At 26.6% G+C, this 16,037-nt stretch carries 13 protein-coding genes; 1 reads left to right on the forward strand and 12 read right to left on the reverse strand.

The genetic code is table 11. From position 1 onward, the window contains the following. Nucleotides 1-37: 37 nt before the first annotated feature. Together J2Z25_RS03360 and J2Z25_RS03365 are read right to left on the reverse strand one after the other, a co-directional pair. On the reverse strand, nt 38-574 hold the full coding sequence (locus J2Z25_RS03360) for a GNAT family N-acetyltransferase (RefSeq protein WP_209738362.1): 537 nt from the start codon (nt 572-574) through the stop codon (nt 38-40). A 20-nt stretch (nt 575-594) separates the two neighbouring features. Continuing rightward, the gene (locus J2Z25_RS03365; RefSeq protein ID WP_209738364.1) at nt 595-2,547 is read right to left on the reverse strand and encodes an elongation factor G; all 1,953 of its coding nucleotides are present in this window, start codon (nt 2,545-2,547) and stop codon (nt 595-597) included. 502 nt (nt 2,548-3,049) lie between these two features. Between J2Z25_RS03365 and cplR the strand changes: the two genes are divergently transcribed. Beyond that, nucleotides 3,050-4,699, forward strand: a complete 1,650-nt coding sequence (gene cplR / locus J2Z25_RS03370) for an ABC-F type ribosomal protection protein CplR (RefSeq protein ID WP_209738366.1) — start codon at nt 3,050-3,052, stop codon at nt 4,697-4,699. 370 nt (nt 4,700-5,069) lie between these two features. On the opposite strand, the gene J2Z25_RS03375 is transcribed toward cplR, so the two are convergent. From J2Z25_RS03375 to J2Z25_RS03420, 10 genes are all read right to left on the reverse strand, one after another. Next, on the reverse strand, nt 5,070-5,567 hold the full coding sequence (locus tag J2Z25_RS03375; RefSeq protein WP_008679829.1) for a hypothetical protein: 498 nt from the start codon (nt 5,565-5,567) through the stop codon (nt 5,070-5,072). Nucleotides 5,568-5,807: 240 nt separating this feature from the next. After that, nucleotides 5,808-6,332, reverse strand: a complete 525-nt coding sequence (locus tag J2Z25_RS03380) for a hypothetical protein (RefSeq protein ID WP_209738368.1) — start codon at nt 6,330-6,332, stop codon at nt 5,808-5,810. Nucleotides 6,333-6,354: 22 nt separating this feature from the next. Then, the gene (locus tag J2Z25_RS03385; protein ID WP_209738370.1) at nt 6,355-6,885 is read right to left on the reverse strand and encodes a M10 family metallopeptidase domain-containing protein; all 531 of its coding nucleotides are present in this window, start codon (nt 6,883-6,885) and stop codon (nt 6,355-6,357) included. A 273-nt stretch (nt 6,886-7,158) separates the two neighbouring features. Beyond that, the gene (locus J2Z25_RS03390) at nt 7,159-7,740 is read right to left on the reverse strand and encodes a hypothetical protein (RefSeq protein ID WP_008679835.1); all 582 of its coding nucleotides are present in this window, start codon (nt 7,738-7,740) and stop codon (nt 7,159-7,161) included. Nucleotides 7,741-7,763: 23 nt separating this feature from the next. Further along, nucleotides 7,764-8,291: a GNAT family N-acetyltransferase gene (locus J2Z25_RS03395; protein ID WP_209738371.1), complete on the reverse strand. Its 528-nt coding sequence runs from the start codon at nt 8,289-8,291 to the stop codon at nt 7,764-7,766. 14 nt (nt 8,292-8,305) lie between these two features. Next, nucleotides 8,306-8,689, reverse strand: coding sequence for a VOC family protein (locus J2Z25_RS03400; RefSeq protein WP_008679838.1), 384 nt, complete (start codon nt 8,687-8,689; stop codon nt 8,306-8,308). A gap of 26 nt (nt 8,690-8,715) precedes the next feature. Next, entirely contained in the window at nt 8,716-8,904 is a 189-nt protein-coding gene (locus J2Z25_RS03405) for a hypothetical protein (protein ID WP_008679840.1), read from the reverse strand. An 86-nt stretch (nt 8,905-8,990) separates the two neighbouring features. Then, nucleotides 8,991-9,779 (reverse strand): EcsC family protein, encoded by a 789-nt coding sequence (locus J2Z25_RS03410; protein ID WP_209738373.1) that lies wholly within the window; start codon nt 9,777-9,779, stop codon nt 8,991-8,993. Nucleotides 9,780-10,050: 271 nt separating this feature from the next. Next, nucleotides 10,051-10,791: an SIS domain-containing protein gene (locus J2Z25_RS03415; RefSeq protein WP_209738378.1), complete on the reverse strand. Its 741-nt coding sequence runs from the start codon at nt 10,789-10,791 to the stop codon at nt 10,051-10,053. A 56-nt stretch (nt 10,792-10,847) separates the two neighbouring features. Next, nucleotides 10,848-16,037: an alkaline phosphatase family protein gene (locus J2Z25_RS03420; RefSeq protein WP_209738379.1), complete on the reverse strand. Its 5,190-nt coding sequence runs from the start codon at nt 16,035-16,037 to the stop codon at nt 10,848-10,850.

Consider the following 16,037-nt stretch of genomic DNA (forward strand, 5'->3'; position numbering starts at 1 on the left):
TCTTTCACTTTTTTATTTTTTTCACTCTTTCATTATTCTAAATATATAAGTCCATTAATATCTCATCATCATATTCATCATTAACATAAAAGAAATTCTTATGAAATCCTACTTCTTTAAATCCAAACTTGCTATACAAATTTCTTGCTTTTATATTATTTGCCTTTACTCCTAGGCTTATATTCTTTATTTTTTTAGTATCTTTAGCAAAGTCTATTAATATTTTCATTACTTCACTTCCGATACCAAGGTTCCAATATTCTTTTTTTACTGAAATAGCAATTTCTGCATTATGAGATATTCTTTTTCTATTTGATGTGGATACTTGTGCTATACTTACTATTTTTTTATTTATTATCCCTACTAGCATCATAGAAGTTTCTTGGTTAGCCATATTTTCTAAATGTGATTTTTCTTGATCTATACTTAAATGGAACTCATTTTCTCCAAATAGTAAATTATCACTTTCGCCGCCAACTATATTTAAATATTCAATCATCTTTTCAGCATCATTTACTTCTGCTTTTCTTAAAATTAAATTTTCCCCATTTTTTAATTTTATTTCTTTATACATAGCCCTATTCTCCCCATTTTTTATTCTTTTACTTCACAATGAATATATTCTTCAACCTTATCCCATAGAACTACAAATCCTTGTCCCTTTGAGCAGAAAATAGAACTTGATGAATATTCTATATCTTCATTTTTATCATATCCTATTTTCTCAATTACTTCTTCTGTATTATGACATACATCATATCCATCAAATATTAAAATTACACTACCTTTGCCTTTAGTAAATGTAAGTATTTCTGAGCTATAATCCATAAATGTAGCTACTGGTCCTCTTCCTGTTATAGAAACTTTATTTATTTTTGTTTCTGGAGGATCAAAACTCCCATTTAACCTTTGAATATCAGATATAACCTTCCCCATATAATCAAGCTCTACATCTATTTTAAACTTATAGAATGGTTCAAGAAGTATATTATTAGCCTTTTCTAATCCTTGTCTTATTGACCTAAATGTAGCTTCTCTAAAATCTCCACCTTCAGTATGTTTATTATGTGCCCTACCAGTTAATAATGTTATTTTCATGTCTGTAATTGGTGATCCCGTTAAAAGTCCATGATGATTTCTTTCAAAAATATGTGTTTTAATTAAGTTTTGATTTCCTGTAGTTAAATCATCAGCATGACATTTATTTTCAAAAGTTATTCCTTCTCCTCTTTTGTTTGGCTCCATTTTCAAATGAACTTCAGCATAATGCTTTAATGGCTCAAAATGTCCGTATCCATATGTCTTACTATCTATAGTTTCCTTATACATAATTTCACAAGGCCCAAATTCTATCTTTAAATTAAATCTATTTAATGCAACTTCTTTAAGTACTTCAAGTTGAATCTTACCCATAATAGAAACTTGAATTTCCTGATGTGTCTCATTCCATATTATATTTAATGCTGGATCTTCACTTTCTAATATTACAAAATATCCCAAAACCTCTTTTACATTATAAGATTTATCAAAAATAACCTTTGACATTAGTGTTGGGATCATATTAAATTGAATGTTTTCTCTATTTTTTCCTATACCTTCCCCTGGCATTGCCTTAGTAATTCCTGTTACCGCAAAAATATCACCAGCTGATATTTTTTCAACTGTTGTAAACTTGCTACCATTATAAAATCTTATACTACTTACTTTTTCAGCTATTTCTTCATCTAATGTTCCATAAATAACTTCATCCCTTACTTTAAGACTCCCGCTAATAGCTTTTATAAAAGTAATTCTAGTTCCATTATTATCGTATCGTATTTTATGGACTCTTCCTGAAAATTCATCATCTTTATCATAATTTGTATATGTAAGTTCATTGAATATATTTAAAAAATTATCTATTCCTTCATCTTGAAGAGCACTTCCACTTAAGCATGGAAATACTTTATTTTCTTTTATGAGTTTCTTTAATTCAGTAATCCAAATTTCTTCCTCATACTCAGCATTAAAATATCTTTCTAAAAGATCTTCATTTCTCTCAGAAATAAATTCTATTAATTCTTCACTCATTCCATGAATAGAATCTATATGGCATATATCCTTAGTTAAATTCTCATTAATTTCTTCAAGTGTTCTTTCTAAGTCTGCTCCAGTTCTATCCATCTTATTTATAAAAATAAATGTTGGAATATTATATTTTCTAAGTAAATTCCATATTGTCTCTGTGTGTCCTTGGATACCTTCTACTCCACTAATTAATAAAATTGCATAATCTAATATACTTAATGCTCTTTCCATTTCTGTGGAAAAATCAATATGTCCTGGAGTATCTATAAGATAATAAGTGGAACTTCCAATTTGAAATGTAGCTTGTTCTGAAAAAACAGTAATTCCTCTTTCTTTTTCAATGTCATGTGTATCTAAAAATGAATTTTTATGATCTACTCTTCCTCTATTTCTTATGCTCTTTGTATGATAAAGTATTTGCTCTGAAAACGTAGTTTTACCAGCATCTACGTGAGCAAGAATTCCTATTGTCTTTTTCATTAAATCACCTTTTCTTAACTACTATATAAGTTGTAATAAAGTCTACATTTATCTTAATTATATTTATAAATTAAGATTATTTAAGTAAAGCCATTATTTTAGCAACTTATATAAAAATTTTAATAATATATGATTTCAATTTTGCTACTTTATTTATATAAGCCTATTAACTTTTTATAATATAAATCTATATTGATTAAGATAATTAATTGAAATATATATATTTTTTTATTATTAATTATATCATAGAAATATTTGAAATAACTTAAAATAGTGCTATAATGAAAAATGAAAACAATTTTAAGAAAGGGAAAGGTAATTTCAAACATGAGAATGTAATCTACTTTTATAATTTTTAATTCACAATAAAATTTAAGAGCTTTATTAGCCTTTTTTGTTGTGTAAAAATTTACGGAGAGTGGATTACTGGCTTAAGGTTTATTTGTTTTACCCTTCTATAAAGTCGTATACTCTCTCCTACATTTTAAGGAGGGATTTTTTTATGCAATTAGCATTATTAAATAAAATAAAGAAATATTATGGTGATAAATTAATATTGGATATAGACAAATTTGAAATACTAGATGGAGATAAAATAGGATTAGTTGGTGATAATGGTGCAGGAAAAACTACGCTTTTAAAAATTTTAATTGGTGATGAACCTTCTGATGAAGGAACATCTTACTTAACTAAAAGTTACTCCTATATTAATCAATTTGGTAATAGTTCAAATGAATGTTCATTTAGCAAAATCAAAAGTATTTTCAATGCTCCAACTGAATATAAGGATTATCTTTCTGGTGGAGAAAAAGTCAAAATGAAAATTGCTAATGCTTTAAGTGAAAATAAGAAACTTATTATTGCTGATGAACCAACTTCAAATTTAGATAGTAATAGCGTTGAAACCCTTGAAGATATGCTAAAAAATTATTCCGGAGCTCTTCTTCTAGTTTCACATGACAGAAATCTATTAGATTCTTTATGTAATACTATTGTTGAAATTAAAGATGGAAAGATAAATATATACAATGGAAATTATTCTAAGTATATAGAACTTAAGAAAGCAGAAAAAGCAAGGGAAATTACTGAATATAATCAATATATTAATGAAAAAAGAAGACTTGAAGAAGCTATAGTATCAAAAGAAAACATAAGAGATGGTATTAGAAGAACACCTAAAAGAATGGGAAATTCAGAAGCTAGACTTCATAAAATGGGTGGTCAAAAAGGTAAAAAGAAATTAGAAAATAATATAAAAGCTATTCAAAATAGAATCGAGCAATTGGATGTAAAAGAAAAGCCTAAAGAAGATAAAGATATAAAAATCGATGTTATTGAAAATTTAGAGCTTACTTCTAAAAACCCTATTGAAGCAAAAAACTTAACCATTACTATAGGTAATAAAATTCTATTAAATGAATCTAGCTTTAAAATAAAAAAAGGTAAAAAAGTTGCTTTAATTGGGAAAAATGGAAGTGGTAAAAGTACTTTACTAAAAGAAATTATCAATAACAATAATGAAAATATAAAAGTTTCTAAAAATGCTGTTATTGGATATTTGGATCAATCTCAAGATATACTAGATCCAGATAAAACAATATTAGATAATATTAAAATTGACTCTTCTTTCAAAGAAAGTTTTATAAGAACAAATTTAGATGGCTTTGGCTTTAAGGGAGATACTGTATTTAAAAAGCTTTCATATTTAAGTGGTGGTGAAAAAGTAAGAGTTGCTATTTGTAAGCTTTTACTTTCAGATAATAATATAATAATTCTTGATGAACCAACAAACTATTTAGATATTAAATGCATGCAATCTCTTGAAAATGCTTTGAAAAATACTAATAAAACTCTTTTAATAGTGTCACACGATAGGAAATTTATTTCAAATATTTGCGATTATATATTAGAAATAGATAATAATAAAATTATTCAATTTGATGGTAGTTACGATGAATATATTAATTTTAAATCTAATCCCAAATTTGATAAAGATGAAAAGATCCTTAAAGAAAATATATTAATATTAGAAAATAAGCTTTCAGAAGTTATTTCTTTATTATCCTTTGAAAGTGATCCAAATAAAAAGACTTTATTAGATAATCAATATTTAGAATTATTAAAGCAGCTTAAGGAACTAAGAAATCAATAAAAAAGGTAGATAATTAATCTACATCAGACTGTCCCAATAAATCTATCTACTATCCCTAAATTCTTTATAGAAATAATTATTTTGCTAAAAGTATCTTTAGTAAATAAAAAAATCCAATGATTTATGATCATTGGATTTTTAATTAAGCTAAATTCAACTTTAGTGTAATGATGTGCACTACGTATTCAGAACTCTTAACTTATGTCTATTTTTATTTGTTCTATATTTTTATATATTATTAATATAAGATGTGAAATTAAAAAAATAAAACCGGCATCTTCTGGAATAAACCTCCATAAAATCACCGGTTTTTACACAGCTATTGATCACCCTCATTATTTTTTTTAATATCTAATCTCACTAATTAAGTTTATTTTTTATATAAAAATTCTTCTTTATAATTCATATCATTATACATATCACTTAATTCTTTTATAATTTCACTATTTGTATTTTTATATACGCTTTCTACAGTTTCACTATTTCTTTCTTTATTATATTTATAAATAATTATTTGATTTTTACAAAATATTATTGAAGATATAAAATGTTTATCTTTTTCGGTATTATCAATTAATCCAATTGATAACACTGCCTCTTTAGCTTTTTCATTACTTTCTGTAGCTTTTATAGATTTTAGATACTCTCCAAGTTTTTCTATATCACTCTCATCAATAACTATTTTGCTTCTTCCTATTTCATTTTTGCTACTAGATACATCAAAATTTCTAAATTCAATTTTCTTAACAGAATCCATTGAAATATCATTAAAAGGATTTATTACCATTTCATTTTGTGATTTTGTGCAACCAATCAATAGAAGTGTAGTAAAAGTTAGAAAAATAATTAAAAAGTTTAGCTTTTTCAAAATCCCCCCCCCCTTGTACACTCTTTAGATTCAAATACTTTTATATTTTATATAAAAAATACTCATACTATTTTCATCGTAAAGCTCATAACCATAAACCTTTACTTACTGATGCAGTTATTTATTTTTCATTTCTATTTATAACAAGTATATTTTTCAATATACTCTAATTATCCTTTTGTTAGTATTATTAATGTGTTTATTCTTTATAAATATTTCTATATATTAATTTAACTTAAATTATTCCTTATCTTTTTTTAATGAATCTTTTAATAATTTTAAATCATAAGATTCTATTTCATCATTTAGTTTTTTATTTAAATTATTAACACCTTTAATCTTATTATTTTTTATCTTATATTGACCTTGATATAATCCTTTAATAACATATGCTTCATTTTCAATAGGACCAACATATTTCTCTAAAAACAATAATAAATTATCATTTTTGATAATTAACGACTCCTCAGCTATACCAACAGTTTGTATAATCTCAATATAATCCTTATTTAAAAAATCTCCTTTTATAGACTGATCTATCTTAAATTTTGAAATCTGAAACTTTACTCCATTAATATCTACATCTCTACTTTCTTCTACAATTCCAGAGACTATGAATTCCGAGTCCTTAGAAAGTGTTTTTAAGTCTTTTGCTTCATAATCTAACTTTACATGTGCTTTTTGTGTTACATTTATAGTATTATATAGAAATCCAATAGAAAATAAAAATGATACTATTGCAAAACCTAATATAATCTTTTTCATAATATTTATACCTCCATTATATTTACGGATATACAGAATTTACTCCATTAACATCATCTTGAGCTGGAGTTGGATTCCCTTTATATCCAGCTGATAACATTAGCGAAGTACTATCTGAAATATCATCTAATCTAAGAATGTGACCTAATTCATGAGCAATTAATTCAGCTCCATTACCACCAAATGGATAATAAGAATCATTAATTTGTATGTTAGGCGAAACATTCGCAGCCGTATAACAATATGCCATTGCATGCCACTGAGTATTCCCAAAATAAAAATCAGTTACTTTTACATATGGCGCTCTAGTTGGTGTTGAATAAGTATTAAAATATACTCTAGCAGCTGAAGAATTCCAAGCATTTTTACCAATACTTAAATTTGTACTATAATCAATATTATTCAACACAGGATATAATTGAATATCATACTGATTAGGCATATTTTTAGATCCATAAATTATTGAATACGCATATACCACATTACCAAAACTAAATAAAAATAAAAATAAAGATAAAATTGAACTTGTAAAAAATAATTTTCTTTTTTTCATAAAATCGCCTCCTTTTTAATATTATATTACCATAATATTACATTTTTGTATACGTTTTCTTTTTCTGTAGATTGAAACCTTATTTAATTAAAATAAACTGTAATATAACTAAATAATTTCGCTAAATCATATTTTCACGATAAAATAAAAAATAATGATTTTAAGCCGTTTTGAAACTATAAAAATTTAAAAAATTACATATTTCAGTTTACTATAGATAAACTTATATAAAAAAGCTATTATTTCACTCCTGTTAATGCGAAATAATAGCCTTTACTCATTGTTACCTAAATAATATTTATCTAATGCCAAAATCTCTTTTATTGATAAATTAATATCCTCTGATAGATTCTTTTCTAAATTTCTTTGTAATAAATCCTTATGTTTTAATCCATTATGTTTAAAATACTCTTTTATTAAAGGAACTCTTTTCTTTGGGTCATTCATTGCTAAATATGCTACAAACCAATCTTCCAAAGAAGTAAAATTTATTTTACTATCTTCTAATATTAAATTATCGACAATTGATTTATCATCTAAAATAAATTCATATATTTTATTGCCTTGTAAATTTATTTTAAAATTACCCATAAACTCTACCATAACTCCATCTACATTATATCCAAAGAAATTTTCCGTTTTAAATGGATCTTTTGAGTACAATTCTACTTTATTTCCTATTGTATTCATAAATTCAATTACTTTTTCACAGTCTTTTGAATTAATTAAAATATCTATGTCATTTGGTTTTTCTATTAATCCATGATATTTTAATAAGATTGAGCCTCCAATGCCCCAAGCACATCCTATTTTATTTAATCCATCTGAAATTTCACATAATAATTCTGTGTTCATACATATCTCCATTATTTTTTAACTTAAATCAAAAATGCTTTTGAATACTCTACTACACCATTAACTTCATTAAGTGCATTAGGAATTAATTCCAAAACCATATAAGCTTCATCTGGAACATCAAAAGGAGCCTTAATTCCATAATTACTTGCTTTTTTAAATCCGAACTTAGGATAATAATGTTCATGTCCTAATACTACTATTGATTTATACCCTAACTCTTTTGATTTTTCTATAGCTTCATTCACAAGCTTCTTGCCTATACCATTCTTTTGATGATTTGGCAATACTGCTAGAGGTGCAAGTGCAAGAGTTTCTACATCTTTATTTTCACTTTTTATCAAAGCTTTACTTAAAAGAATGTGGCCAACAATTTTATTGTTAATTTCAGCTAATAAAGATAACTCTTTTATAAATTCATCGCTGTTTCTTAGCCTTTTAACTAAGTTATGCTCATCATTATCTGTAAATTCTGCACTTTTAAAGCTTTCTTCAATTACATTTTCTACTTCTTTATAATCTTTATTTACTTCTTGTCTTATAATTATCATAAAAAAATCCTCACTTAGTTAATCTTAAATCCCTCTATCATCTCTATTTCTACTCCATTTGGATCTTCTATAAATATAAATCTTTCTCCACCAGGAGTATTAATAGGCCCTCTAATAATTTTTATATTTTTTTCTTCTAGTTCTTTTATTGTATTATCTAAATCTGTAACCTCAAATCCTATAGACACTTTTGAATGACTAACTTCATCTTTTATAGATTTATTTTCATATTCTATTAATTCTAACATTGCTGAACTTTCTCCTTTAAGGAATGCTATATTAGTTCCTTCCATTGGTGAAAATTCTCGTGCAATTTTCAAATTTAATACATCCTCATAAAATTTTATTGATTCTTTTAAATTTTTCACTGTAATTGTGACAAACTTAATATTCATCATTAATTCATCTCCCTATCATATATTTATTATACTTCTAATTTCATTATTTTCTCACCATTTATATCTAATTCACCATTAAATTGAAATCCAATTTTCTCATACATCTTAATTGCTAAATCATTGGTTTCAATAAAATCTTCTTGACCCTTTTTAACTTTTAATCTTAATGCTTCATTATAATTTTTATCATTGATTTCTTTTATAACTAACTTCATACTCTTACCTCAAATGTTTTGCTATAGTTTTACTATTAAATATTATATTTAATTAAACTAATACTATGTTTAAATACTATTATAGTCTATAGCTTTTTATTTAAATATCTTTTTTTATATCTAATCCTTGCATATTTGCTAACTTTATTAATAACTTGATAATTAGTTATACTTCCTAAGACACCGACAATAGGTAACCCTTGAATAAATTTAGCCATTAACAGACTTTCTGATAGTACTTGTGATGTACTTTTAATTTCTAAATTTATATCTTTATTTATGTCTATATTTGAATCTATTTTATATTCAATTTCATTTAACTTTTCATTAAATATTACTTTTTCTTCACTATTTGTTAAAGCAACATTTATTAAATTTAATATATAAATCTTTTCTTCTTCACTTTCATAATCAAATCCATAACTTAATGCAATCTCGTAAATTGTTTTTAATATCATTGTAATAAATAATGGTATATCAGGTAACCCTATCCCTAATACCCCAAGACCAGCTCCCTCTATTGTAGAGATAGTTGAATTTATAATCTTACTTTTCTTTCCTTGAGAATCCATTACTTTTAGACTTTTTCTAGTAACCTTTTTATCTAATGAATAATTATTTACATCATGTTCTAGTTGAATTTGATCTTTATCATATAGCTTTTCTATATACTTACTACCCTTTTCTAAAACTAATTTAAATCCATTATAAAAAGCACTTTCTAATGTATCTTTAAGCTTTTGTGGTATTTTTTCTTCTATCTTATCTGAAATAGGAACCACTTTACTCTTAATAAATTTATTTTCCTTTTTATTAAGCATTTTATTTTCTTTTTTATTTAGCTTATTTATTTCTCTATTTATTATCTTTTTCATTTATAATCACTACCCTTAAGACATTTTTAATCTTAGTATTATTATATACCTTTTTAGTAGGATTATAGAATATTCATTGCAATAACTTAAATAATAACAAATTATAAATATATAATTTTTTTTTTACTCCATCTCATCTCTTAAAACTAAGTAAAACTTATATATCTAATTTTACACATAAGAAAACTCCCATTTTAAAATTATAATCTTAAAATGAGAGTCATAAAAATACTTGCCAAATAATTTTTGAATACATATTCTATATTTCTAATTAATATTTATAGTGTATAGCTGCTTTATACTCATTATATATTTTTTTATTCAAGTCATCGCCTCCATCAATATTAGCACTATAAAATATAGGAGGTTTATTTATTCCCGCATTAACTAATTGTTGTGTAACTTCTGCTATTATAGAATTCATAATAGTAGCTGCTATTACTGTAGATGTAGGGCTAACCTTTTGTTCTAACCCTTCTAATTCAATACAAGCATCACCTATATCACCATGATTATCTATGACAATATCACTTATCTCATATAAATTTTTCCCACAAGGATGCCTTGATGTAACAGTCTTTGAATACTTTAAGTTTGTTATGCAAATAACTGATACATTTCTTTTTTTTGCTTCTAATGCTATTTCAATTGATACTGGATTTCTTCCTGAAACGGAATGAACTATTAATATATCTCCTTCCTTCATTGGAACTTTTTCTAAAATTGTTTTCCCATATCCAACTAATCTTTCCATACTACTAGTTAAAGAAATTGGAGATGTATCTAACATTAATGATTTAGCAAAAATCGGGTTAATTACAACTAATCCTCCTGCTCTATAATATAGTTCTTCACTAATAATTCCTGCATGTGATGCTCCAAATACAAATATAGATTTTTTATTTAAAATAGCATCAACAAATAAATCTACAGTTTTATTCATTACAACTTTTTCTTCGTTTTCAACTTCATCTATTAGCTCTTTAATTTTCTCGAAATATTTAAATCTCATAAACTCTCCTCCTAAAATAATACGGTAAAATATACCTTTAAACTATCAATTTAACATTAGCTAACTTCTTTTTTCTTCTTCATAACATAATATCCTAATCCTATTAGTACACAACCTAATATTAGAATATTAACATAACTTATAATTGAGCCTGTATTTGGAATTTTTTCTATTTCATTTTCTAAGTTACTATCTTTTTCAGGATCTATTACCTCTGGTTTTCCACTATTGTTTCCATTTTCAGAATTATTCTCTTCATTATTATTTTCTTCATTACCTGTTCCACCTTCAGCCTCTAGTTCCTTTATTTTTATAGCAGCATCTTCTAGCTTCTTATAATTTCTAACTAAAGCTTTATCCTTATCGGATAGGTTATTATATCTCTCCATCAAAGAATTTACTAAAGCTTTATCTCCTAAATTAACTTCTTCTGGTAAATTATCAATATCTTTAATAAGATTCATTACCTCTTCTGTAACAGCTTCTGTATAATGCGAATATGAACGCTCGACAACCGATTTAATAGCAAATTTATATTCGTCTGAATAATCCATATCTAATACTAACTCATTATAATCTTTATTTTCATCTGAATTTACCCTAATTGACCAATTGTTATCAATTTTATTATCTAACTCATATATAACATATTCATTAATATCATTTACTTGATCCCATTTAAGTTTTATCTTCCCATTATCTGTTTTCATAACAATAAAATCTTCTACTGCTTGTGGTGCTATATCGGTTCTTTCTATTTTATAGCTATCATATACTTCTGAGTTATTTAATAAATATGATTCTATTTTTAATTCTTTATTATTAATTGTTATCCCAGTATAAGATTGATCCTTTGGTTGTTCAGTCTTTTCAAATAATTCAAAATTTGCATCTGGATGTTGATCATAATATTTAAATCCTGATGTATTACTAATTAAGTACATTGTACCTTCAGGATTTTTAACTTTTCCATCTGTAACTATATCATCAGTTTTTTCTCCATTATAAATTTGTGCTGTTCTAGCGTATATATGATCATGTCCTTGAAGTACTAAATCTATTCCAAGTTCATCTATAACAGGTTCTAACATTGGTTTGATAACTTCTACAATATCCTTATCCTTTATATGTGATGAAGTACTATAAAGAGGTTTATGAAGAACTATAATTTTCCATTTCTTATCTGTAGCTATCATGTCTCTCTTCAGCCATTCAATTTGTGGCTCAAACATTTCTTTACTATCTGCCATTTCTGTATTTAACATTGCAAAATGAACGTCATTATAGTCAAAAGAATATACAGAATTCAATGGTGTTGCTTTAACATCTTTTCTTATTGGCAAGTTAAAATGATTAGCAAATCCTGTATTATTTCTTCCTTCATGATTTCCCATAACAGGTGCCATAGGTAAATTTAATAGACTCTTTCTTGCTTTTTCGAAGAAATATATCCACTCTTGTTCATTATTAGGTACATTTAATCCTGCATCTACCATATCTCCAGCCATTACCATAAATTTAGATTCAGGAAATTGTGTTAAAGCTTTATCTAGTGTTCTTGCCCATACTTCATAATCACCCTCATTTTTACCTTGTGAATCAGTTAAATACAGAAATGAGAATTCTCCCTCATCAGAGGTTGTAAAGCTTCCAGCTTCACTCCAAGTAACTCCATCTCCAACTCTATAAAAATATTTAGTTCCTGGTTCTAATTTATCTGATATAACTTTATGGCTTTCATATACCTTACTATCACCATTTAACTTAGTTCCAACAGTTTCACATATTCCTGTAAAAACAATACTGTCTGAAAAGTCTACCTCTTGTCCATCATCTTCAATTAATTCCACTTTTGTTCCCTTAACATTTTCATCTGTGTACCAAGCAAATCCCATTGACCTTGTAGTATCCCCATTTGGGCTCATAACAATTGTAAATGGATTACCTGTTTTAATTTCTTCATTTTCTGGTAATTTATCACTATAAAAATCTATCTTATCTATATTAATCTTTGCTGATCCATTAGATGATTCAAAAACAAACTTAACAGTATCTCCTTTTTCTAGATCAATATTAATAACTTTTTCTTCATAGCTGCTTTCTGAATTAGTTTCTGGAAAGTATATATTTCTAACAACTTTCTCATTTTTATACATAACTAATTTCCCATTATTTCCAGCAGAATAATTTACAAGCATCTTGGTTGATTTGGGAACATTTATAAACTCTATATAAGATCCCTCACTATTTAACCCAGTAACAGCCAATTCATCTGAAGCATTCGTATCAAAATACTTACTTGCTGATCCATTTAATGTCGCACATTCAGCTTCTATTTTCTCGATATACTTATCTTCAACTACTTCTTCCTCTAAAGCTTCATACAAAATATTACCTGTAGAGTCTAAAGGTGCATTTACATTTAATAGCTTTGACATTGTAGGCATGAAATCTGTATTATAAATTATATCAGTACACTCATATCCCTTCTTAATTCCATTCCCCCACATGAATGCAGCAATATTTTGTGCTCTATCTTCTAAACTATCGTGCTGTCCTCTTGCAGTAAATGATGATACAATTGATGAATGAAAATGATATGGAGTTTTTGGTGAGATAATTAAATCAGCAAATCCACTTCTTACTCCTCTTTCTTCCATTTCTTCTGGATACATAATTTCTCCAATATAACCCTTTTCCTTTAATGCATCTAGTATTTTCTTATTCTTATCTTCAATAACAGAGCTATCAAACTCATTAACATATGATATTTGAGCCTGTAATCCTACTGTTACAATAGCTATATCAGTTCCCGCTGAAGGAGATTGTATTTGACTTGGATGTAAAAATTCACATTCATATCCATCCCCTAGCCCTTCAATGGTATTAATTAAATCTTCTAATTTACTTTTATAACTATCATCATTAGTAGAATTCTGTAATCCAAAGTTAGCCATTCCATGATCGGCTGTTAAAACAAAACTCATTTTCTCATAAATTCCAGCTTCCTTACAAGCTTCAATAAACTCTCCAAGTTTTTTATCCATTAACTCTAATCTATCTACTACATTCTTAATCCTTTCATCTTCTGTTTTAGCAAGTTTTGATCCATAAGTCTCTACCTCGTTATGTCCTATTCCATCCAAATCATCCATGTATAAAGCTATAAATCTTGGTACAGCATCTAATTTAATATCTCCAGCTCTTAAATTTTTAACTAACTCTATTGCTGTGTCAAAACGTGCAATGGCATCAGAATATCCATTTTCTCCAATATCAGAGTTAACATAAGGGTTTAACTCATCACCTATAACTGTTCCTCTATCTTCAAAAGCAAATTGATTTATTGATATAGCATTAAGACCTTGTCTAACAACACTTTCTGCCATAGTTTCACTTTCATTTTTTCTTGATGGTGTTTCTTGAACAATTACATTTTTTTCCTTATCAAAATACCTATAGCTATTCCCAGTATATTTTGAAGTTGTTCCAGAAGCTATTGCTGCTTGCATAGGATTAGTTATTGATGGTATTCCTGTTTTAGCATTAGAAAAATATACACCTTCATTATTCTTAATATTACTTAAAGTTGGTATTTTCCCTTCTTTTTCTGCTAAATCTATATAGTAATTTGCAAAACCATCCCAGTTAATATATACTGCTATATTTCCATCTGGTATTTCAGGCTTTATCATATATCTTACAGTCACTACTTTGGTAGAAGATTTACCATCACTATTAGTAGCAGTTATGACAATATCATTTTTCCCCTCACTTAAAGTAACATCTGCAGAAAATTTATTATCACTTACATTAACTTCTACTCCATTTACTTTAACTATCGATTCCATATTAATAGTTCCTGTTAATGTAATTACATCTTTATATACTGTCATATTATCTTTTGGATAAATAACTGTAATTATTGGTGCTTCGGACACTTGCTCAAACACCCATGCTTTACCCTCATTATTATTAGGAGGATTTACCCCTAAAATGCTACATATAGTTGCTGCTATATCTTTAATACTTAAACTTCCTTTTACTCCACTTCCATTTTCAATATCTTCTCCAGATACAACACAAAAAACTTCTCTATAATCTAAATTGTCTGTCCTAAAAGTTCCTGACCCTGCCGCTGAAAAACTTTTACCTGATATTGGATTTATTAAGTAATCACAATAATCCCTAGATATCCCTAATTCTTCATAAGAATATATATCTTCTATATTTTCTCCAATATCATTTGTTTTATCTTTTAAATAGCTTAGCACTTTTTCTTTATCTTCTTCAGTAGCATTATTTGTAAAATATATTTGTGCATATGCCATTATATATTGCTTAATTATTACAACCTTAACATCTGATTCAATATTTCCTCCACCACTCTCTACTGCCTTTACGCCTGTTGACGAAGTAATTTTTGAAGCTAAACTTCCTGTAGTTATTTTACTTCCTATAGTATAAACATTAGATAATGAATTTAATATTATAGTTGTGTTTTTATATTTACCAGTATCTTTTAGAGCCTTAACTATTTCTCCCACATTTTTATCTATTAATCTTATAGTTTCATCTAACTTATTATTTATTAATGAATCAGTTCCACCCCATCCTGCCATTTTTATATCATTTGAATATGCCATTATTAACTTTGGAGTGTCATTTGTATTGATAGCTTCAATTATATCTTTAGTAACACTTTCAACGGATATTAATTTATCTCCTCTTTCATATTCTTTTAACTTATAATTTTCATTTCCTTCTTTAAATACCCCTCTACCATCAATTGATTTATCTCCCAAATGCCAACCTGTAGCTAATACTTTTGCTCCATTATTATCCTCTATAAATTTTTCAAATATTGTTTGAGCTTCCATATTAAAAGTCTTTTTAGTATCATTTATACAGGTATTACTTTCCCTATCATAATACCTGTATAAAAACCTATTAGTATCTGTGTCAGCCCCGGTTAAAGCTGTAGCTTGTGAACCTCCATATGATGGAATCACTGTTTCAACTTCTCTTAATCTCGCTCCATTTGAAATTAGTAAATCAATATTAGGTGTATCTACACCCCTAGATTTTATTTCTTCATACATTTTATCTGACAATCCATCAATAACCAAATTAATTACATTTTTTTCAGAATTATTTTCTGCAAGTATTATTTTAGATGGTACTATCGATATTATCAAACATATTGCTACTATCAATGCTAAACCTCTTTTATTATTAACTCTCAT

Source organism: Clostridium tertium (assembly GCF_017873245.1).
Lineage (GTDB): Bacteria > Bacillota > Clostridia > Clostridiales > Clostridiaceae > Clostridium > Clostridium tertium.

Excerpts from the sequence above, each read along its gene's own strand:
- J2Z25_RS03360 (WP_209738362.1), bottom strand. The coding sequence starts at position 574 with ATGTATAAAGAAATAAAATTAAAAAATGGGGAAAATTTAATTTTAAGA.
- J2Z25_RS03365 (WP_209738364.1), bottom strand. The coding sequence starts at position 2,547 with ATGAAAAAGACAATAGGAATTCTTGCTCACGTAGATGCTGGTAAAACT.
- cplR (WP_209738366.1), top strand. The coding sequence starts at position 3,050 with ATGCAATTAGCATTATTAAATAAAATAAAGAAATATTATGGTGATAAA.
- J2Z25_RS03380 (WP_209738368.1), bottom strand. The coding sequence starts at position 6,332 with ATGAAAAAGATTATATTAGGTTTTGCAATAGTATCATTTTTATTTTCT.
- J2Z25_RS03385 (WP_209738370.1), bottom strand. The coding sequence starts at position 6,885 with ATGAAAAAAAGAAAATTATTTTTTACAAGTTCAATTTTATCTTTATTT.
- J2Z25_RS03390 (WP_008679835.1), bottom strand. The coding sequence starts at position 7,740 with ATGAACACAGAATTATTATGTGAAATTTCAGATGGATTAAATAAAATA.
- J2Z25_RS03395 (WP_209738371.1), bottom strand. The coding sequence starts at position 8,291 with ATGATAATTATAAGACAAGAAGTAAATAAAGATTATAAAGAAGTAGAA.
- J2Z25_RS03400 (WP_008679838.1), bottom strand. The coding sequence starts at position 8,689 with ATGATGAATATTAAGTTTGTCACAATTACAGTGAAAAATTTAAAAGAA.
- J2Z25_RS03405 (WP_008679840.1), bottom strand. The coding sequence starts at position 8,904 with ATGAAGTTAGTTATAAAAGAAATCAATGATAAAAATTATAATGAAGCA.
- J2Z25_RS03410 (WP_209738373.1), bottom strand. The coding sequence starts at position 9,779 with ATGAAAAAGATAATAAATAGAGAAATAAATAAGCTAAATAAAAAAGAA.
- J2Z25_RS03415 (WP_209738378.1), bottom strand. The coding sequence starts at position 10,791 with ATGAGATTTAAATATTTCGAGAAAATTAAAGAGCTAATAGATGAAGTT.
- J2Z25_RS03420 (WP_209738379.1), bottom strand. The coding sequence starts at position 16,037 with ATGAGAGTTAATAATAAAAGAGGTTTAGCATTGATAGTAGCAATATGT.